Annotated in this window: 19 protein-coding genes and 1 pseudogene; 3 read left to right on the top strand and 17 right to left on the bottom strand. The window is 74.4% G+C overall.

Annotated features, from left to right (window positions below; genetic code table 11):
• Nucleotides 1-27: 27 nt before the first annotated feature.
• The 7 genes from ACFWA9_RS31375 to ACFWA9_RS31345 form a co-directional block, all read right to left on the bottom strand.
• Nucleotides 28-267 (bottom strand): hypothetical protein, encoded by a 240-nt coding sequence (locus tag ACFWA9_RS31375; RefSeq protein WP_380391587.1) that lies wholly within the window; start codon nt 265-267, stop codon nt 28-30.
• Between the two features lie 59 nt (nt 268-326).
• Nucleotides 327-587, bottom strand: a complete 261-nt coding sequence (locus ACFWA9_RS31370; RefSeq protein WP_352295467.1) for a DUF4235 domain-containing protein — start codon at nt 585-587, stop codon at nt 327-329.
• Between the two features lie 103 nt (nt 588-690).
• Nucleotides 691-1,167, bottom strand: a complete 477-nt coding sequence (locus tag ACFWA9_RS31365; protein WP_352295512.1) for a ferritin-like domain-containing protein — start codon at nt 1,165-1,167, stop codon at nt 691-693.
• 223 nt (nt 1,168-1,390) lie between these two features.
• Nucleotides 1,391-1,561 carry a hydrophobic protein gene (locus ACFWA9_RS31360; protein WP_380391584.1) on the bottom strand — a complete coding sequence of 57 codons (171 nt, stop codon included), beginning with the start codon at nt 1,559-1,561 and terminating at the stop codon, nt 1,391-1,393.
• Nucleotides 1,562-1,638: 77 nt separating this feature from the next.
• Entirely contained in the window at nt 1,639-2,169 is a 531-nt protein-coding gene (locus ACFWA9_RS31355) for a hypothetical protein (protein ID WP_329485635.1), read from the bottom strand.
• A gap of 172 nt (nt 2,170-2,341) precedes the next feature.
• A complete protein-coding gene (locus ACFWA9_RS31350; RefSeq protein WP_352295463.1) occupies nt 2,342-2,710 on the bottom strand; it encodes a low affinity iron permease family protein in 369 nt (122 codons plus the stop codon).
• A 169-nt stretch (nt 2,711-2,879) separates the two neighbouring features.
• The gene (locus ACFWA9_RS31345) at nt 2,880-3,896 is read right to left on the bottom strand and encodes an SDR family oxidoreductase (RefSeq protein ID WP_359811853.1); all 1,017 of its coding nucleotides are present in this window, start codon (nt 3,894-3,896) and stop codon (nt 2,880-2,882) included.
• A gap of 114 nt (nt 3,897-4,010) precedes the next feature.
• Between ACFWA9_RS31345 and ACFWA9_RS31340 the strand changes: the two genes are divergently transcribed.
• Complete coding sequence (locus tag ACFWA9_RS31340; RefSeq protein WP_380391580.1) at nt 4,011-4,676, top strand: HAD family hydrolase; 666 nt, start codon at nt 4,011-4,013, stop codon at nt 4,674-4,676.
• 40 nt (nt 4,677-4,716) lie between these two features.
• On the opposite strand, the gene ACFWA9_RS31335 is transcribed toward ACFWA9_RS31340, so the two are convergent.
• From ACFWA9_RS31335 to ACFWA9_RS31290, 10 genes and pseudogenes are all read right to left on the bottom strand, one after another.
• Entirely contained in the window at nt 4,717-5,673 is a 957-nt protein-coding gene (locus ACFWA9_RS31335) for a TIGR03557 family F420-dependent LLM class oxidoreductase (protein WP_352295459.1), read from the bottom strand.
• Between the two features lie 263 nt (nt 5,674-5,936).
• Nucleotides 5,937-6,395 (bottom strand): annotated as a pseudogene (locus tag ACFWA9_RS31330) (SRPBCC family protein); the annotation flags it as partial.
• Nucleotides 6,396-6,516: 121 nt separating this feature from the next.
• Nucleotides 6,517-6,810, bottom strand: a complete 294-nt coding sequence (locus tag ACFWA9_RS31325; RefSeq protein WP_380391577.1) for a WhiB family transcriptional regulator — start codon at nt 6,808-6,810, stop codon at nt 6,517-6,519.
• Nucleotides 6,811-6,971: 161 nt separating this feature from the next.
• Entirely contained in the window at nt 6,972-7,847 is an 876-nt protein-coding gene (locus tag ACFWA9_RS31320; protein WP_352295457.1) for a YhjD/YihY/BrkB family envelope integrity protein, read from the bottom strand.
• Between the two features lie 76 nt (nt 7,848-7,923).
• Nucleotides 7,924-9,681, bottom strand: a complete 1,758-nt coding sequence (locus tag ACFWA9_RS31315; RefSeq protein ID WP_380391574.1) for a glycoside hydrolase family 15 protein — start codon at nt 9,679-9,681, stop codon at nt 7,924-7,926.
• 38 nt (nt 9,682-9,719) lie between these two features.
• A complete protein-coding gene (locus ACFWA9_RS31310) occupies nt 9,720-10,829 on the bottom strand; it encodes an enolase C-terminal domain-like protein (RefSeq protein WP_380391571.1) in 1,110 nt (369 codons plus the stop codon).
• Complete coding sequence (locus tag ACFWA9_RS31305; RefSeq protein WP_380391568.1) at nt 10,826-12,544, bottom strand: GMC family oxidoreductase; 1,719 nt, start codon at nt 12,542-12,544, stop codon at nt 10,826-10,828. The genes ACFWA9_RS31310 and ACFWA9_RS31305 overlap by 4 nt, the downstream gene beginning before the upstream one ends.
• Entirely contained in the window at nt 12,541-13,296 is a 756-nt protein-coding gene (locus tag ACFWA9_RS31300) for a gluconate 2-dehydrogenase subunit 3 family protein (protein WP_380391565.1), read from the bottom strand. The genes ACFWA9_RS31305 and ACFWA9_RS31300 overlap by 4 nt, the downstream gene beginning before the upstream one ends.
• 2 nt (nt 13,297-13,298) lie before the next feature.
• Nucleotides 13,299-13,757: a hypothetical protein gene (locus ACFWA9_RS31295; protein WP_380391563.1), complete on the bottom strand. Its 459-nt coding sequence runs from the start codon at nt 13,755-13,757 to the stop codon at nt 13,299-13,301.
• A 5-nt stretch (nt 13,758-13,762) separates the two neighbouring features.
• On the bottom strand, nt 13,763-15,550 hold the full coding sequence (locus ACFWA9_RS31290; protein WP_380391560.1) for a thiamine pyrophosphate-requiring protein: 1,788 nt from the start codon (nt 15,548-15,550) through the stop codon (nt 13,763-13,765).
• A gap of 344 nt (nt 15,551-15,894) precedes the next feature.
• Between ACFWA9_RS31290 and ACFWA9_RS31285 the strand changes: the two genes are divergently transcribed.
• Both ACFWA9_RS31285 and ACFWA9_RS31280 read left to right on the top strand, forming a co-directional pair.
• Nucleotides 15,895-16,404, top strand: a complete 510-nt coding sequence (locus ACFWA9_RS31285; protein WP_380391557.1) for a DUF6328 family protein — start codon at nt 15,895-15,897, stop codon at nt 16,402-16,404.
• Nucleotides 16,405-16,536: 132 nt separating this feature from the next.
• Nucleotides 16,537-18,741: a catalase gene (locus ACFWA9_RS31280; protein ID WP_380391554.1), complete on the top strand. Its 2,205-nt coding sequence runs from the start codon at nt 16,537-16,539 to the stop codon at nt 18,739-18,741.
• Nucleotides 18,742-18,864 lie beyond the last annotated feature (123 nt).

Here is an 18,864-nt window from a genome sequence, read left to right as displayed (position 1 = left end):
GATCGGGCCGGACCGGGGGCGGTCGGGTCAGGGGGTCCGCCGCGACGACTGCTCGGCGGCGTCGCCGTCCCCGTCCTCGGAGCGGTCACCGCCGTCGGAGCGGTCACCGCCGTCGGAGGGGTCACCGCCGTCGGAGCGGTCACCGCCGTCGCCCGGGCCCTGGCGGGCCCGATCGATGTGCTCGGTGTTCTTCTCGTCCACCTCGTCCTTGAGGTGGGAGAGGTCCTCGGACTTCCGGTGGGCCCGCTCGCGGTCGAACTCCTTCATGGGTCTGCCCTCCTGTGTCGCCGGCGGCCCGTGCCCTGGCGGCTTCGCCGGGCCGCGGGTCAGTCGGGCCAGGTGCCGGTCAGGCGGCGGGTGCCGGCCGCGCCGCCGCGGTCCACCGCGGCCTTCACGAGGGCGAACAGCGCTCCCTGCAGGGCGGCCGCGGTCAGCACCTCCCGCCAGGTGCGCTCCTGGTCGGTGGCCTCCGGAGCGTCCTCCTCGTGTCCGAGGAGCGCCCACAGGCGACGGAACAGGGCGCCCGCGATCAGCCCGCCGAGAACGCCGAACAGGAGCCCGAGCGGCTTGTAGAGGATCTTGATCATCGCAGTCTCCCCGGATCGCACGACCGCCGTCGGCCGTTCCATGCTGTGCGTCTGTCCGTCGGCGGGCCGGCCAATCCACCGGTGGCGGCCCGCCGGCCGGGAATCAGATGGCGAGCAGGTCGGTGAGGTCGTCGGCGTGCTCCTCCTCCTCTTCGAGGATGGACTCGATGAGGCGGCGGGTGGTCGGGTCGTGGTCCCCGAGCCAGCGGGCGATCTCCTGGTAGGTGGAGATGACGATGCGTTCGGCCAGCAGGTTGTGCTCCAGCATCGCCGTGAGGTCCTTCTCGTCCGGCGTGGTGTAGTCGGTGTGGGCACGACTGGCGAGGGTGCTGGGGTCGAAGTCGGGCTCGCCGCCGAGCTGCGCGATGCGTCCGGCGGCCCGCAGCGCGTGCTGCATCTCCTCGGCGGCGTGCTCGGTGAACTCGGCCGCCACCTGGGCCCGGTCGATGCCGGTGGCCGAGATGGCGTGCCGCGTGTAGCGCAGCCAGCAGACCACCTCGGTGGCGACCACGTCGTTCAGAACGGCGATCACCTTCTCGGTGTCGAGGCCGTAGGTGCTGGTCACCGCGCCCTCGGCCATCTTCTTCCGGGCCTCGTCCCGGATCCGGCTCACGTCGATGACGAAGTCGTCGCCTGCCACAGTGCACTCCCAAGGGGTCGGGGGGAAGGACGGTCCGGGCCACGTCTTCCCCCGGACGGGCGAGGACATTCCCACCCGTTCCGGACACCACCGGTTCGCAGCAAGGCCGCGGCAAGGCCCGGCACGGGGAGCGGCGGGCCGCTCGCCGTGCCGGGCCCGGGGTCTACCAGCGGTACCAGCGGCTCCGGCCGCCCGAACTGCTCGCGCCGCGCGCGACGAAGCCGAGCAGCCAGATGACCAGCACCGCGAGGGCCACCCACCAGAGGGCCTTCAGCGCGAATCCGGCTCCGAAGAGGATCAGGACCAGCAGCAGGACGAGCAGCAGAGGAACCATCCCGAACAGCCTCCGAGGTCGGTGTCACCAGTGGTGGCAGGCGCCTTCCCCCGGTTCGGAGTTCCACGCCCCCGCGTTCAGAGCGGCGAGGGCCCGCCGGATCCGGCGCCGCCCCCGGCGAGCACCTCGGCGCTGACCAGGCGGTGCCAGCCGTCCAGCGTGCGGGCCTGGTCGGTGGCGCGTGCGATGAGCCGGTCCAGGTCGTCGCGGCCGAGGCGGGGCTCCTCGTCGGCGATGGCGCGCAGCGCGCGCCAGAGGGCGGTCTTGCCCGCGACCCCGGTCCGCATCATCTCCAGCTCGACCAGGTCGGACAGCGGGGCGCGGTGGACCAGGGTGCCGTTGGGCTTGAGCCGCCCGATGCGTTCGCCGGCGATGCCCAGCCAGGTGCGGTAGTGCCGCACCGGCACGCCCAGCCGGTTCATGATGCGGACGAGTTCGTCGCGGTCCTCCTCGACCTGCCGGGCCAGCTCGCGCAGTTCGGCGGCACGCCGGCTGTCGGCATGGGAGTCGGCCATCCGGCGGGCGAGTGCGGCGCCGCCGAACGCTCCGGTGAGGTGGTCGTTCAGGTAGACGCCCAGGGGCTGGGCCAGGAGTTGAGGTGACCTCACGTGACCTCCAGGGGCGAGGGTCTGTCGGGTCGGCGCTCGCGTGCCTCGCGACCGCGTCGCGGGCGCCCGGGCCGAACGGCGGTACTCCTCCCATGGTGCCCCTCGCTGCGGGGCTCCGCCCGGCGGGCGGGCCGGGCCGGGGGCGCGGTGGCCACCCGGACCGGGCGGGGGTTCAGAGCCGCTCCTCCATCCGGATGGCCTCGCGGAGCGCCAGGTGGGCCTCGCCCTCGTGGCCCTCGTGCTGTTCGAGCAGGGCGGCGGCGATCGCGTCGAGCTTGCGCTGGATGGCGTGTTCGGCGCGGCGCTCGGCGTTCTTGAGCAGCGCCAGCAGGAGCAGGGTGATCGCGGTCATGGTGTCGCCGACGAGGATCTGCCACTCCGTCGACAGTCCGGCCGCGTGGACCGCGACGAAGGCGGCCACCAGCAGGACGCAGAACACGGAGAACGCCGGGGAGCTGGTGAGGTTGGAGGCGGCCTCGGCGAGCCGCTCGAACCGCCCGCGTGCACCGTCGCTCCGGGCGGCGGGGTGGGAGAGGGTCATGCCCCACTGCCTATCACCCGCGCTGCGCGGACGCGGGCGACGGCACGCGGGCCCACCCGTCGCCCGGGCACCGTCCCGGGCTCACCGAAGCGGGCGGGCGGGGCGGCTCGGGCCGAGGGACGCGCCGGGGGACGCCACGAGCGCCGCGGCGCCCTGCCCCGCACGCCCGTCATCGCGTCCGCCCGGCGTACAGGCCGAGGCCGAGGGCGAGGCCGGCGACCGCTGCGGCGGCGAGCGGCCCCCGGTGGGTGGTGGCCCAGAACTGCAGGCTCCGGTCGTGGGAGCTGTCGCTGAAGCGGCCGCGGGCGCCGTGGTCCTCCCGCGCGTCGACGGGCCGCCACAGGTTGGCGGGCTCGTCGTCGCGGCGGCGGCGGTCGGTCTGCTGGGAGTCGAAGCCGGTCCGGGCCAGGTAGCGGTCCAGCAGCCCGGGCACGACCGCGTTGGCCAGCAGGGTGGCCGCCGTACTGCCGCCCACCCAGTACTCCCGCCGCTGCGGCCGGTCGGCGGCGTGCAGCACGGCGCGGGCCGCGACCTCGGGCTGGTAGATCGGGGCTACGGGCCGGGCGCGGTTCGGCAGCCGCGACAGCACCCAGTCGAACTGCGGGGTGTTCACCGCCGGCATCTGCACCATCGTGGTCCGCACGGCGGTACCGGAGGCCAGCAGCTCGCAGCGGAGCGCCTCGTGCCACCCCTGCAGGGCGTGCTTGGCGCCGCTGTAGGCGCTCTGCAGCGGGATCCCCCGGTAGGCGATCGCGGAACCGACGTGCACCAGCGTGCCGTGGTCGCGCGGCAGCATCCGCCGCAGGGCGCTGCGGGTGGCGTAGACGTAGCCGAGGTAGCTGACCTCGGTGACGCGGCGGAACTCCTCCGGGGTGATCTCGGTGAAGGGCGCGAACACGGAGGTGAAGGCGTCGTTCACCCACACGTCGATCGGCCCGAGTTCGTTCTCGACGCGCTCGGCGGCGGCCTCGACGGCGTCGGGGTCGGCGGTGTCGGCCTCGATCGTGATCACCGTCGCACCGGCCTCCCGGGCCTGCGCGGCCGCCGCCTCCAGGCCCGCCCGGCCGCGGGCGATCAGCGCGAGCCTGTCGCCCCGCTCGGCGAAGGCCCGGACGCAGGCGCGCCCGATTCCGGCACTCGCGCCGGTCACCACCACGACCCGTTCGGTGCGCCTCGATGCAGTCATGACCGTCGTCTGTCCGGCGCCGCGCAGGTCAAACGCGCCCGGCCCGGTCGCGTTCGGCCCGGGGCCGCCGTAGCGTCGGCGGCGGACCGAACCGTGACGGACAGGAGGCGCCCGATGGCACCGACAGCGCTGTTCGACGTCGATGGCACCCTCCTCGACACGAACTACCTGCACACCCTCGCCTGGGCCGAGGCGCTGGCGCAGTACGGGCACACCCCGGCGATGGCGCGCATCCACGCGTCGATCGGCATGGGGGGCGACCAGCTGCTCGACCACGTCCTCGGCCGGGACCGGGACCGGTCCGGGGACGGTGACCTGAGCGCGGCCCACCAGGCGCTCTATGCCCGCTTCTGGCCCGTGCTGCGGCCCTTCGACCGGGCGGCCGCGCTGTTGCGCGCGGTCGCCGCGCGGGGCTGGACGGTGGTGCTGGCGAGTTCGGCCTCCGGGCGGGACCTCGCGGTGATGCGCGACGTCCTCGACGCGGACGACGTGGTGGCCGCCGCCACCGGTGCGGACGACGTCGACGCGAGCAAGCCCGCCCCCGACCTCGTCCGGGCGGCGCTCGACAAGGCCGGCGCGCGACCCGAGGAGGCGGTCTTCGTCGGGGACACCCCGTGGGACGTGCAGGCCGCGGCGACCGCCGAGGTGCCGTGCGTCGCCGTCCTGTCCGGCGGCTGGAGCGAGCGGGACCTGCGGGCCGCCGGGGCGCTGGAGGTCCATGAGGACGTGGCGGCGCTGCTGGCGGGGCTGGCGGACAGCGCGCTCGGCCGGGGGCGCTGACGGACCGGTCCGTCGGCGCCCCCGGCGCGGTGCGGGCCCGTCAGCGCGGGAGGGCCGGCAGGACCTCGCGGCGGTAGTGGTCGAAGAAGGCCTCGTTGTCGGGGCCGATCTGGCCGACGTAGACCTCGTCGAAACCCGCGTCGACGTAGGACCGCAGGGTCGCGACGTGCTCGTCCACGTCGTTGCCGCAGGTCACCGCCTCGGCCACCATCTCGGGGGTGACCAGTTCGCTGGCCTGCTCGAAGTGGGCCGGGGTGGGGAGGAGTTGGGCGAGCTCGCCCGGCAGCAGTTCGGTCGGCCAGAGCCGGTGCACCAGGTCGACGGCCTTGTCCCGGTCGTCGTTCCAGCAGACCTTCACGCCGCCGATCACCGGCTTGCCGGCGCCGCCGCCCGCACGGAACGCGCCGACCAGGTCGCGGTCGGGGGTCATGGTGACGAAGCCGTCCCCGATCCGGCCCGCGAGGGCGGCGGCGTTCGGCCCGAAGCCGGAGACGTAGACCGGCGGTGCCTCGGCGGGGACGGTGTAGAGGCGGGCGTTGTCGACGGTGTAGTGCCGGCCGCGGTGGGACACCTGCTCGCCGGTGAACAGCTTGCGCATCACCTCCAGGGCCTCCTCCAGCATCTCGGCCCGTTCGTCGAACGAGGGCCAACGATCCCCGTGCACGTGCTCGTTGAGCGCCTCGCCGGTACCGACGCCCAGCGTGAAGCGCCCGCCCAGCAGGACGGCGGAGGTGGCAGCGGCCTGCGCCGTGACCGCCGGGTGCAGGCGCACCGTCGGACACGTCACGAGGGTGGTGACCGGCAGGTCGACGGTCTGCGAGAGGGCGCCGATCACCGACCAGACGAACGGACTGCTGCCCTGGGCGTCGTTCCACGGGTGGAAGTGGTCGGAGACGGCCAGCCGGGTGAAGCCGGCCTCGGCCGCGAGCCGGGCCTGGTCGAGCAGTTGGGCCGGGGTGAACTCCTCGCAGGAGAGGAAGTAGCCGTACTCGGTCATGGGTCTACCTGTCCTTCCGGGTAACGGTGGCGGCGCGGACCGGCGATGCCCGGGCCCCGGCGCCGTGGTTCGGGGCGCCGGGGCCCGGGCATCGGGGCGGGTCAGCCGTGTCGCATGTCGTCCGGGTCCGCCGGCAGGGGCGGTGCGCCCTCACCGGTCATCCGGGCCTGGGGCCGCTCGCGCGGCGGCGCGTCGCCGAGCGCCGTGGGCCCGCCGGAGCCCTGACCGCCGGCGCCTTGACCGCCGGTGCCCTGGCCGCCGGTGCCCTCGGGGGAGAGCCGGCCGCGCCAGCCTCCGCTCTCGCGGCCCTGTTCCTCGATGAAGCCCTTGAACCGCTTCAGATCGCCCTTGACCTGCCGGTCCAGGACACCGAGCAGGTCACCGGCCTTCTCGGCCATGCCCTTCGGGTGGAAGTCCATGGCCAGGCTCACCCGGGTGTGGGAGTCGTCGAGGCGCTGGAAGGTCACGACTCCCATCTGCTGGACGTCACCGCCGACGGTGCGCCAGGAGATCCGCTCGTCGGGGAGTTGGTCGACGATCTCGGTGTCGAACTCGCGGCGCGCACCCGCGACCTTCGTCGTCCAGTGCGAGTGCCGGTCGTCGGTCTGGCGGACCTCCTCCACGCCCTCCATGAAACGCGGGAAGTCCTCGAACTGCGTCCACTGGTTGTAGGCGCTGTGCAGCGGGACGTCCACGTCGATGGACTCCTTCACCTTGCTCACAACGGTCTCCTTCCGAATCGACAGGATCGGGCATTCCGTACACCGGCGCGCCTGCCCCGATCGCGGGCGCTCAATCAGGAGGCCACCCGGGCGGTCCCGGGGCCCGGCTCCGGCGTGCCGGTCACGCGGCCTGCGGGGAGCGGACGGGGCCGAGCAGGTCGGCACGCTCCGTCTCCGACAGACCGCCCCAGACGCCGTACGGCTCACGCACCTCCAGAGCGTGCCGGAGGCACTCTTCGCGGACGGGGCAGCCCCGGCATATCCGCTTCGCCTGCTCCTCCCGGTCGTCGTGTGCGTGGCCGCGTTCACCGAACGGGTGGAAGAACAACGCGGTGTCGACGGAGCGGCACGCGGCGGCGAGCTGCCAGTTCCAACGGTGGTCGAAGGCGCCGGGCAGGCGCGAGATGTTGGTCAAGGGGTTCTCACCTCGGCTGGACGTGACCGGGAAGGGTCGGGAGTACGGGTGGCGAGGGGCCGGGCCGCCGGACGGCCTCGGCTGTGCGGGCGTGTGCCCGCTCCCGCCGATCCCACGCGTACCGGGGCGCCCCGGAACGGTCGCCGGTCGGCGCTCACCCGTCAGCGGTCGGCCGGCACGGCGCCGTCGGACGCCAGGCTCGCCCGTCTCCTCATGATCGCGTGGCCGGCGAGCGCCCCGCCGTAGATGGTGTAGCCCACGCCGATCAGCCAGGACTGCACCACCAGGACCGCGCCGACCGTCCCGTACGAGACCGCGTTGGAGACCAGCAGCGGGGCGAGGACCAGCCGGGAGAAGTACCGCAGCCCGGTCAGCGCGGCCATGGTGGCCAGCGCGCCGGGGAGCAGCCACAGCCAGGGGACGCGTGCGCCGAGCAGCAGGCGCTGCAGCCACCAGAACAGCAGGACGCCGCCGAGCACGGTGGCGGCCAGGCGCAGCGCGGGCTGGGCCGCGCTGCCCTGCCACGGGCTGCCGCTCCAGGCGGCGACGAGGATGTAGGCGGTCAGTCCGGCCAGGCCGAGGGCCTGGCGCCAGACGGCGTGCCAGGGGCCGCGTTCGAGCTGCCAGATGCGCTCGTAGACGGTCTGGACGGAGGCCATCAGGGAGATGCCGAAGACCGTCAGGGCGGCGAGGCCGAAGCCGGTGGTGGTGCTGAGGATCTGGCCGCGGGAGGCGAACAGGCCGCGGGTGGCCTGCGCGCCGGGGCCGGTCAGGCCCAGGCCGTCGGTGATCCACTGGCTGATTCCGCTGTTCCGGGTGGGCGGGGCCGCGGCGATCACGATCAGCAGCGGCACCAGCGTGACGAAGAACAGCGCGGCGAAGGCCATCGAGCGCTGCAGGAGTTCCACCGAGCGGCCCTGCTTCCAGACCTCCAGGGCGACCGAGGCGGCGCTGCGGCGCCCGGGCGCCACCGTCGCGCCCGCTGTGCCCGCCGTGCCCGGGGTCGCGTCCCGGTCCCGGTCCCGGTCCTCAGCCATGGTGGCCTCCACGCCGTCGTCCCCGTCCTCGCGCCTACCACGCGCAGGCCGTCGCAGACAGGGACGGCCGGCGCAATCAGCGGGTGGGCCCGGCCAGCCGCACGGCGGCCTCCAGCATCAGGCCGTGGACGAAGGCCTGCGGCAGGTTGCCGCGGAGCTGGCGCTGGGCGATGTCGAACTCCTCCGCGAACAGGCCGGGCGGTCCGCAGGCCGCCCGGTTGCGCTCGAACCACCGGGCCGCCTCCACCGGGTCGCCCTGCTGGTGTTCGGCGAGCGCCATGACGAAGCCGCAGAGCAGGAACGCTCCCTCGGCGTCCTCCAGCGGCCGCTCGTCGTGGCGGAACCGGTAGGCGTAGTGGTCCCGGCAGAGTTCCGCCCGTACCGCGTCGAGCGTCGCGCGGGTGCGCGGGTCGTCCGGGGCGACGGCGCCGCGGATCGCGGGGAGCAGCAGGGCGGCGTCGACGCCGGGGTCGGTGGGGGTGCGCTGCCAGCGGCCGGTCGGGTGGGTGCCGGTGGCGGCGGTCCGCGCGGTGATCTCGTCCGCGAGCGCCTCCCAGCGGCCGGCGGTGGAGCGGTCGGCGGCGCCGGCGGTGGCGGCCGCCCGCAGCCCCGCGGCGGCGGTGAGACGGCTGTGGGTCCAGTGGTCGTCGTGGAGTTCCCAGATCCCGGCGTCGGGCTCGGTGTGGCGGTGGGCGATGGCGTCGGCGGCGATCCGGGCGGCCTGGACGCCGTCGGTGTCCAGCCGGCCGTGGCGGGCGGCGGCGGCGAGGAGGAGCAGGCACTCGCCGAGGGCGTCGAGCTGGAACTGCCGGTTGACGTGGTTGCCCGCCACGTCGAAGCCGCCCGGGTAGCCCGGCAGGTCCAGGGTGCGCCGGTCCGGGATGGCGGCGCCGGTGGTGGTGTACGCGGGGGCTAGGTCGGGGCCGTGCTCGTGGAGGCGGGCCGTGGTGAAGCGGACCGAGTCGTCGAGCAGCGGGTGCGGACCGGCGGCGGCGACGGCCTGGCCGATGTAGCCCTGGTCGCGGATCCACACGTAGCGGTAGTCGTAGTTGCGCCCCTGCTCGGCGCGTTCGGGGAGGCTGGTGGTGGCGGCGGCCACGGTGCCGCCGTGGGCACCGGTGAGGCCGCGCAGGACGGTGTAGGCGTGCCGGGCGTCGCGGGAGCCGAGCGCGTCGGGGAAGGTCGGGACCTGCTGCGCCCAGGCGGCCTCGGTGGACCGCCAGAGCCGGTCGGCGCTCGCGACCCGGCCGGGCGGCCGGTCCGAGAGCTCCAGTACGAGGTCGTGGTGCGCGCCGGCGGCCAGCTCCAGACGGGTGTGGAGGGTGGGGCGGCCGCCGTCGTCGCGGGGCCGGGCCGCCGGTGCGCCGGTCCAGCGCAGGTGCAGGTCGCCGGCCCGGCCCGTCCAGCGCCCGGTCTCGTCGCGCCGCAGGTCGCGGGCGGGCTGCTCGCCGAACGCGGCGGCGGCCCGCAGGGTCACGTCCACGGTCGCCGGCCCGTCGACGGCGAGGATCCGGCGCAGCACGACGGCGCGGTGCGGGTCGCCGGGGTGGGCGAGGGCTTCGCGGCACTCGACGATGCCGCCGGTGGTCACCCAGCGGCTGCGCCAGATCAGGGTGCCGCTCTCGTAGTAGCCGCCCCAGACGAAGGGGGCGGCGGGGGTGACGGAGTACCAGCCGGGGCCGCCGATCAGCGCGGAGAAGACGGCGTCGCTGTCCCAGCGCGGTGCGCACATCCAGACCAGGTCGCCCCTGGGGCCCACCAGGGCGCCGCGTTCGCCGTCGGCCAGCAGGGCGTAGTCGCGCAGCGCGTGGGGCTGGGGGCGGTCGTCGGTCACGGGCTCGGCTCTCCTTCGGCGGGGTGGCGGGTCGGTGCTCAGCCGGTGCGGTACTGCTCGGCGCGGTCGGCGCGCAGGGTGAGGCCGAGGCCCGGCGCGCCGTCCGCGCCGGGGCGCAGCACCCCGCCGCGGGGGTCGAGGGCGCCGTCGAAGAGCAGGTTCTCGATCCGGACGTGGTCGTGGAACCACTCCAGGTGGCGGAGGTTGGGGACGGCCGCGGCGGCGTGGGCGTGGACGTGCGGGGCGCAGTGGCCGGAGAGCTGGAGGCCGTGCGCCTCGGCGAGGGCCGCCGCCCGCAGCCAGACGGTGAGGCCGCCGCAGCGGGTGGCGTCGGCCTGCAGGCAGTCCACCGCCGGGATCATCCGGGCGAAGTAGGGCAGGTCGTAGCCGTACTCCCCCGCGGCGACGTCGGCGGTGAGGGCGTCGCGGACCAGGGCCAGCCCGGACAGGTCGTCCGAGGAGACCGGTTCCTCGAACCAGCTCACCCCCAGTCCGGCGAGGGTGCGGCCGATCCGTACGGCCTGCTTGCGGGTGTAGGCGCCGTTGGCGTCCACGTACAGTTCGGCGGCGTCGCCGATGACCTCCCGGGCCCGCTCGACGCGGTGCAGGTCGCGCTGTTCGCGGGTGCCGCGGGACTCGCCGATCTTGATCTTGACCCGGGGGACGGCCTGCCGGTCCGTCCAGTCGCGCAGCTGGTCGGCAAGCCGCGCGTCGTCGTAGGTGGTGAAGCCGCCGCTGCCGTAGACCGGCACCTCGGTGCGGGCGGCGCCGAGCAGGCGGACCAGCGGCAGTCCGAGCAGCCGGGCCTTGACGTCCCACAGGGCGATGTCCACCGCGGAGACCGCGCCGGCGACCAGACCGGGGCGGCCGGCGTTGCGCACCGCCCGGGTCATCGCCTCGTTGCGGGCGGGGACGTCGAGGACGGACTGCCCGGTGACCACCCCGGCCAGTTCGTCCCTGATCACGTCGGCGGTGGCGGCGGCGCCGTACGTCCAGCCGGTGCCGGTGGTGCCCGCGGCGTGCGCGTGCACGAGGACCATGGTGGTGGATTCCCAGGCGAGGGTGCCGTCGCCCTCGGGCGCGTCGGTGGGCACGGTCAGCACCTGGACGTCGATCCGCTCCAGCGGCGGTCCGTCGGTGTCGGTCATCGGGCGCTCCTCCCGGCGGGTGCGCGCAGGCCGGACCGGGCTCCGGCGGCCAGCCGCCCGGCGGCGCGGTCGACGAGGGCCATGATGGTCAGCGCCGGGTTGGCGGAGCCCTGGGTGGGCAGCACGCTGCCGTCGGTGATCAGCAGGTTGGGGATCGCGAAGCTCCGCAGGTCGGCGTCGACGACGCCGTGTTCGGCGTCCCGGGCCATCCGGCAGCCGCCGACCAGGTGGGCGTAGCGCTCGATGGTGATGACCTCGGTGGCGCCGGCCGCCCGCAGGATCTCCTCCATGGTCGACCGGGCGGCCTTGATCACCTCCCGGTCGTTGTCGCACTGGGTGTAGGAGAAGTCGGCCACCGGCAGGCCGTGGCGGTCCTTCTCGGTGGCGAGGGTGACGCGGTTGTCGGGCTGCGGGAGGAGTTCGCACAGGGCGCCGAGGGTGGCCCAGTGGATGTAGTCCTGGAGGTAGCGGCGCAGGTCGTGCCCCCAGTGGCCCTGGGCCGCCACGTGCTCGGCCCAGGTGATCGGCAGCGGGGAGACGGTCTGGACGGCGAAGCCCCGCTTGTAGGGGCGGCCGGGGTCGGTCTCGTAGAAGGCCTCGGAGGAGACCTCCGGCGGGGGCGCCTTGTACGCGCGGATCTCCTCCGCGAAGCGCCCGGCGGTCTGCGGGGCGCCCTGCACCATGACGTAGCGGCCGACCAGGTCGTGGTCGTTGCAGAGCCCCTCGGGGAAGCGCCGGTTCGCGGAGTTGAGCAGCAGCCGCGGGGTCTCGATCGCGTACCCGGCGACGGCCACCGTCCGGGCGCGCTGCAGGTGTTCGCGCCCCCTGCGCAGATAGCGGACCCCGGTGGCGCGGCTGCCGTCGGCGTCGGTCTCGATCGCGGTGACCATGGCGTCGGTGCGGATCTCGGCGCCGTGCGCGAGGGCGTCGGGGACGTGGGTGACGAAGGCGGAACCCTTGGCGTTGACCTTGCAGCCCTGGAGGCAGAAGCCCCGGTAGACGCAGTGCGGGCGGTTCCCGAACCGGCCGTTGGTGATGGCGACCGGGCCCACCCGGGCCTCGATCCCGGCGGCGGCCGCGCCGCGCAGGAAGATCTCGCCGTTGCCGCCCACCGGGTGCGGGGCGTGCGGGTAGGCGTGCGGGTCGCCCCACGGCCAGTACTGCCCGGCGACGGGGAGTTCCTGCTCGATCCGCTCGTAGGACGGGCGCAGGTCCTCGTAGCGGATCGGCCAGTCGGCGCCGACGCCGTCGTCGGTGAACGTGGAGAAGTCGCTGGGGTGCAGGCGGGGCACGAATCCGGCGAAGTGCACGGTCGAACCGCCGACGCCGCGGCCGGAGTTGTTGGAACCCATGGGGACCGGGTCCTGCCCGGAGATCACCCGCGGCTCCGTCCAGTAGAGGTGGTGGGAGCCGGCCTCGTCGCTGACCCACTCGGTGTCCGGATCCCAGAACGGCCCGGCCTCCAGGCAGACCACGGACCACCCCGCGTGCGCCATCCGCTGGGCGAGGGTGGCGCCGCCGGCGCCGCAGCCGACGATGACCAGGTCCACCTCGTCCGTGTCGTCGAAGCGGCGCATGTTCTCGACCAGCGCGTGGTCGAACCGGCTTCCGTCATCCGGCAGCAGCCAGGCGGAGGCGTTGCGGTCCCGGATCTCCTGCTGCGATCCGGCCGTGAGGGCCAGCGTGGACCGTACCGCTTCCAGACGTCGGCTCACGTCCTGTCCTTTCGGTCGGCGGGGCTGTCGTCGGCGGAGTCGTGGTCGCGGGGGCCGTGACTGGCGGGGCTGTCCTCGGGACCGTCTCCCCCGGGAGCGGGTCCGGCCGGGTCGGCGGGGTCCGCGTCCGGGTGCTCCCAGCGTTCGCGCGCCCCCACCCCGAGGCGGGCGTAGCCGCGCGGGTAGGCCGGCCCGCCGAAGCCGATCTCGTTCCACGCCCACGGGTGGGCGTAGAAGGCGGTGCAGGCGTACCTGGTCCACAGGCTCCACACATGGGCCGCCGGCATGCCGTGCCAGGGCTTGCCGTGCAGGTCCTGGACGGCCTGGACGAGGGCGCGCTGCCGGTCGGGGTCGAGCGCCGCGAACGGCGCGCCGTACCGGTCGGCGGCGTCCTCGTCGAGGGCCCGCAGCGAGGCCCGCCAGGCCTCCCCGTCCTCGGGCATGTCCCGGTACCGCCAGCCGTCCGTCCGGGCCTCGGCGAGGCGGGCGTCGATCATCTGGAGGACCGGCACCTTCGGGCACTCCGGCGGGCCGTCCTGGGCGAGCAGCCGGTCCACCAGGGCGCCCGCGCTGGCCTCCTCCGCCGGGGTGAAGTACCGCAGGTCGGGCTGGAGTTGGAGGCGCTGGTGGACGGTGGCGGCGGTCGCCGGATCCCAGGCGTCGGACTGGTCCAGGACGTCGAAGCCGGGGAAGCGCCGGCCCGCCTCACCGGAGGGGACGGTCCGGCGGGCGGGCCGGCGGCGCGCGGGCACGGTCACCGCTCCCGGCGCAGGACGGCGGCGAGCAGGCCCATCCCCCCGACCATCGTCACCAGGAGCGGTGCGAACAGCGGCGGGCCCATCTCGACGTTGTAGCGGGCCATCGCCCAGCCCCCGGGTTTGCGGGCGACGCCCCGCGCGTGCAGGTAGGTGCCCTGGAGGCCGTTGGCCACCACGGCCGCCGACATCACGGGCAGCACGGTGTGCGCGGCGCGCTCGCTGGCGAATCCCGCCACCCCCGCCGCGGCGGCCAGCGGCCCCAGCACGACCGGCCACCACATCACGCGGTTGCCGAAGCTCGCGCGGTCGTGCTCCAGGTAGATCTCGGCGGCCGTCACCAGGGCGCCGCCCGACATCAGCAGCGACAGGGACCGCTCGAAGCGGCCGTGGCGTACGTCGTGCACCGCGCGGGGCACGAGCCCGGGCAGGTGCCGTGCGGCCGGGGCCTCGGTCATCGCGCTCACTCCTTGCCGCTGCCGGGCAGGAACTCCTGGATCTTCGCCTTGAGGCCCTGCTTGACCATGGACCCGCGGTCGCTGTCGCCCTTGAGGACCGCCGAGGCGGCGGCGGTGATCTGGTCGAGCGAGGCGTGCGGCGGGATCGGCGGCACGGCCGGGTCGGTGCGGAAGTCGATGACGTACGGCCGCTCCGAGGCGAGCGCCTGGCGCCACACCGGCTCGACGTCCTCGGGCTTCTCCACCCGGGTGCCGTAGAGGCCGAGCTGGACGGCGAAGTCGGCGTACCGCACGTCCGGGAGGTGCTGGGAGGCCTCGAACTGCGGGGCACCCTGCATGGCCCGCATCTCCCAGGTGACCTGGTTGAGGTCCTGGTTGTTGAGGACGGCGACGATCAGCCGCGGGTCCGACCACTGCTGGTAGTACTTCGCGACGGTGATCAGTTCGGCGAGGCCGTTCATCTGCATCGCGCCGTCCCCGACGATGGCGATGGCGGGGCGGTCCGGGTGGGCGAACTTCGCCCCGATCAGGTAGGGGACCCCGGGGCCCATGGTGGCGAGGGTGCCCGACAGGGAGCCGCGCATCGTCCCGCGCATCCGCAGGTGGCGGGCGTACCAGTTGGCGGCGGACCCGGAGTCCGCGGCGATCATGGCGTTCTCCGGCAGCAGGGCGTCGAGGGCGTGCACGACGTGCTCGGGGTTGAGCGGGTCGGCGGAGACGGCGGCGCGCCGCTCCATGACCTCCCACCAGCGGGCGGTGTTCTCCTCGACCGTCTCCCGCCAGGACCGGTCCGTCTTCTGGTCCAGCAGGGGGATGAGCCGCTTGAGGGTCTCCGTCGCGTCCCCCACCACGTTCAGCTCGAACGGGTAGCGCAGGCCCACCATCGACGGGTCGACGTCGATCTGCACGGCCCTGGCCTTGCCGAACTCGGGGAGGAACTGGGTGTACGGGAAGCTGGAGCCGATCACCAGCAGGGTGTCGCAGTCGCGCATCAGCTCGTAGGACGGCCGCGTCCCCAGCAGGCCGATCGAGCCGGTCACGTAGGGCAGCGTGTCCGGCAGCACGTCCTTGCCGAGGAGCGCCTTCGCCACCCCGGCGCCGAGGATCCCGGCGACCTGCTCGACCTCGGCGCGCGCCCGCCGGGCACCCTGGCCGACCAGGACGGCCACCTTCTCCCCGGCGTTGAGGATCTCGGCGCAGCGGGCGAGGTCCGCGTCCGACGGCACCGGCGCGTACCGGCCGACGCCGAGGCTGGAGGGCACCATCTTGAAGGCGTGGGCCGGCGGCTCGTAGTCGAGCTCCTGGACGTCGGCCGGGACGATCACGGCGGTGACGGTGCGGCTGGTGGTGGCGATGCGCATCGCCCGGTCCAGCACGTTGGGCAGCTGTTCGGGGACGGTGACCATCTCGCAGTAGGCGGAGGCGACGTCCTTGTAGAGCGAGAGGAGGTCGACCTCCTGCTGGTAGGAGCCGCCCATCGCGCTGCGGTCGGTCTGGCCCACGATCGCGACGACCGGGACGTGGTCGAGCTTGGCGTCGTAGAGGCCGTTCAGCAGGTGGATCGCGCCCGGGCCGGAGGTCGCGGCGCACACGCCCGTCCGGCCGGAGAACTTGGCGTAGCCGACGGCCTCGAAGGCGGCCATCTCCTCGTGCCGCGCCTGCACGAACTGCGGCTTGTCGTCGGCCCTGCCCCAGGCGGCGAGCAGGCCGTTGATGCCGTCACCGGGGTAGGCGAAGACGTGCTCGACGTCCCACTGCCGCAAACGTTCGAGGATGTAGTCCGAGACCTTCATCTGTTGGGCTCCGTTCGCAGCTCGACTCGCCGGCGGGGGGACCGGGAGAAACTCCCCGCGCTCTCGTCTGACCCGTCGGGGCCGGCCGAAACCCGGCCGGCGGAGGCCGCGGCCGCGGTGCCCGGACGCGGTCGCCCCGGGCCCGCGAGCGCCGCCCGGCGGGTTTCCGCCGCCCGCCCCGCGCCGGGCCGCCGCTCCCGGTGGCGCCCCTGCGTGGCCGTCGCCAGACTGGGCAGACGGGTGCGGCGCCGGTCCCGCCGAGGGCACACCGGCCGCCGATACCCGTTCGCCGCGCTGCGCCGCCCCGTCGGCGCCCGGCCCCGACCGCCGCAGGGGACCCGCCGATGACCGCAGACCACGACCGACCGGCCCGGGGGCGGGACGAGACTCCGGAAGAGCGTGCCGACCGCCTGTGGAACGAGATGCTGCAGGAGGTGCGGGTCTGCCAGACGGGCGCCCAGATCCTCTTCGGCTTCCTCCTCGCCACCGCCTTCACCCCCCGCTTCGCGACACTGCCGGACTTCGACAAGCACCTCTACGTGGCCACCGTCCTGCTCGGCGCCTTCGCCACCGGCACGCTCATCGCCCCCGTGGCGTTCCACCGCTTCATGTCCGGCCACGGCATGAAGCCCGAGCTCATCCACGTCGCCGGGCGGCTCATCGGCCTCGGCCTGGTGCTGCTCGCCCTCACCATCTCGGCCGCGCTGCTGCTGCTCCTGCGCACCGCCACCGACAGTTCACCGGCGGCCTGGGTGCTCAGCGGCGCGGCGCTGGCGTGGTTCTGCGTCTGCTGGCTCGTCCTCCCCCGTTCGGTGCTGCGCCGTCACGCCCACCGGAGGGACCGGGACCGCTGAGCCCCCGCCGGGCCGGGGCCCGGACGCGCGCCGCCCGGTTTGCACTCCCGCCCATCGGGCAGCCGCACCGCCGACCCAGGCCGGGCGCCCGGAGAGCGCCGGCCCGGCCCCTTCCAGGACGGAGAGCGTGCCATGACGATCAACCCCGGACCTCCCGAGCACCGCCCTCACGCGCCCCTCGTCACCGGGACCCCGAATCCGGGGCCGCCCGTGGAGCACGGGCGCGATGCCAAGGACGCCGCGCTGGACGCCGCCCGGGCTCCTGACCCGAACGGTGCGCTGACCACCGACCAGGGCGTGCGGGTCGACGACACCGACAACTCGCTGACGGTCGGCGATCGCGGGCCCACCCTGCTGGAGGACTTCCAGCTGCGGGAGAAGCTCACCCACTTCGACCACGAGCGGATCCCCGAGCGGGTGGTGCACGCCCGCGGGGCGGGCGCCTACGGATTCTTCGAACCCTACGCATCGCTCGCCGAGTTCACCTGCGCCGACTTCCTCCAGGAGGCCGGCCGGCGCACTCCGGTCTTCGTCCGGTTCTCGACCGTCCAGGGCCCGCGCGGCTCCGCCGACACCGTGCGCGACGTCCGCGGCTTCGCCACCAAGTTCTACACCCGCCACGGCAACTACGACCTGGTCGGCAACAACATGCCGGTGTTCTTCATCCAGGACGCCGCCAAGTTCCCCGACTTCGTGCACGCCGTGAAGCCGGAGGCCCCGAACGAGATCCCCACCGGCGCCTCCGCCCACGACACCTTCTGGGACTTCTGTTCGCTCCAGCCCGAGTCCACCCACATGCTCATGTGGGCGATGTCCGACCGGGCCATCCCCCGCAGCTACCGGATGATGCAGGGCTTCGGCGTCCACACCTTCCGCCTGGTGAACGCCGACGGTCGCGGGACCTTCGTGAAGTTCCACTGGCGGCCGCTGCTCGGAACGCACTCCCAGGTCTGGGACGAGGCCCAGCTCACCGCCGGACGCGACCCGGACTTCCACCGCCGCGACCTGTGGGAGGCGATCGCGGACGGCGACTTCCCGGAGTACGAGCTCGGCGTCCAACTGATACCGGAGCAGGACGAGTTCGCGTTCCCCTTTGATCTGCTCGATCCGACGAAGCTGGTACCGGAGGAGCTCGTGCCGGTCCGGCCGGTCGGGCGGATGGTCCTGAACCGCAATCCGGAGAACTTCTTCGCCGAGACCGAGCAGGTCGCCTTCCACACCGCCAACATCGTCCCCGGTATCGACTTCACCAACGACCCGCTGCTCCAGGGCCGCAACTTCTCCTACCTCGACACCCAGCTCATCCGCCTGGGCGGCCCCAACTTCTCGCAGCTGCCGGTCAACCGGCCGCTGGCCGACGTCCGGGTCAACCACCGCGACGGCCACGGCCAGCAGACCATCCACCCGGGTCACGGTTACTCGCCCAACTCCGTGGGAGGCGGCTGCCCGTTCACCATGGGCGGCGGCCGGCTGCCGGAGGGGGTCTTCCAGCACTACCAGGAGCGGGTCGACGGCCGGACGATCCGGCGGCGCAGCCCCAGCTTCGCCGACCACTACAGCCAGGCCACCCTGTTCTGGCGCAGCATGACCGGCTGGGAGCAGGAACACATCACCGCCGCCTTCGCGTTCGAGCTGGGCAAGGTGGTCGACGAGGAGGTGCGGCGGCGCACCGTCGGCAACCTCGTGCACGTCGACCCCGTCCTGGCCGCGGAGGTCGCCCGGCGGATCGGCGTGCCCGAGCCGGAGCCGGCGGAGCTGGACGCCCCGGCGCAGGAGGACGCCGGCGCGGCCGGGCCGCTGGTCTCCCCCGCGCTGAGCCTGGAGCACCTGCGCGGCTCCGGCATCCGCACCCGCAAGGTCGCCGTGCTGGTCGGCCCCGGCGCGGACGCCGACCAGGTGCGGGCCGCGCACGAGCACCTGGGTGCCCGCGGTGCCACGGTGGAGACCCTCGCCGCACACGGCGGCGAACTGCCCGCACGGGACGGCGGCCGCCTCGTGGTGGACCGCCCGCTGCCCACCACCGCGTCCGTCCTCTACGACGCCGTGGTGGTACCGGACGGCACCGGCGTCCTCTACGACGCCGTGATCGTGCCGGGCGGCACCGGCAGCGACCTCACCGCCGATCCGGACGCCGTACGGTTCGTCACCGAGGCGCTGCGGCACGGCAAGCCGGTGGCGGTCCTCGGATCGGGCGCCGGGCTCGTCCGCGCGGCCGGGGCCGGCGATCCGACCGACCTGGCCGGGGTCGCCGTCCGCGGCCCCGGGGAGCGGGCCGACGAGGACTTCTGGGACGGCTTCGCCCGCCTGCTGGAGCGGCACCGCTTCCCGGAGCGCTGACCGCCCGGTCACGACACGCCGTTTGGGGGCCCCCGCCCGGGGCGCCCACCGCGGGTGGGGGGGCCGGGGGGGGGGCGGGGGCCGGCGGGCCCCGGGCGGGCCGGGGGTTATGCCGAGAGGCCG

The sequence above is a fragment of the Kitasatospora sp. NPDC059973 genome (assembly GCF_042737525.1).
Classification (GTDB): domain Bacteria; phylum Actinomycetota; class Actinomycetes; order Streptomycetales; family Streptomycetaceae; genus Kitasatospora.
Note: the sequence above shows the minus strand (reverse complement) of the source record. Positions and strands in the feature narration are given on the sequence as shown.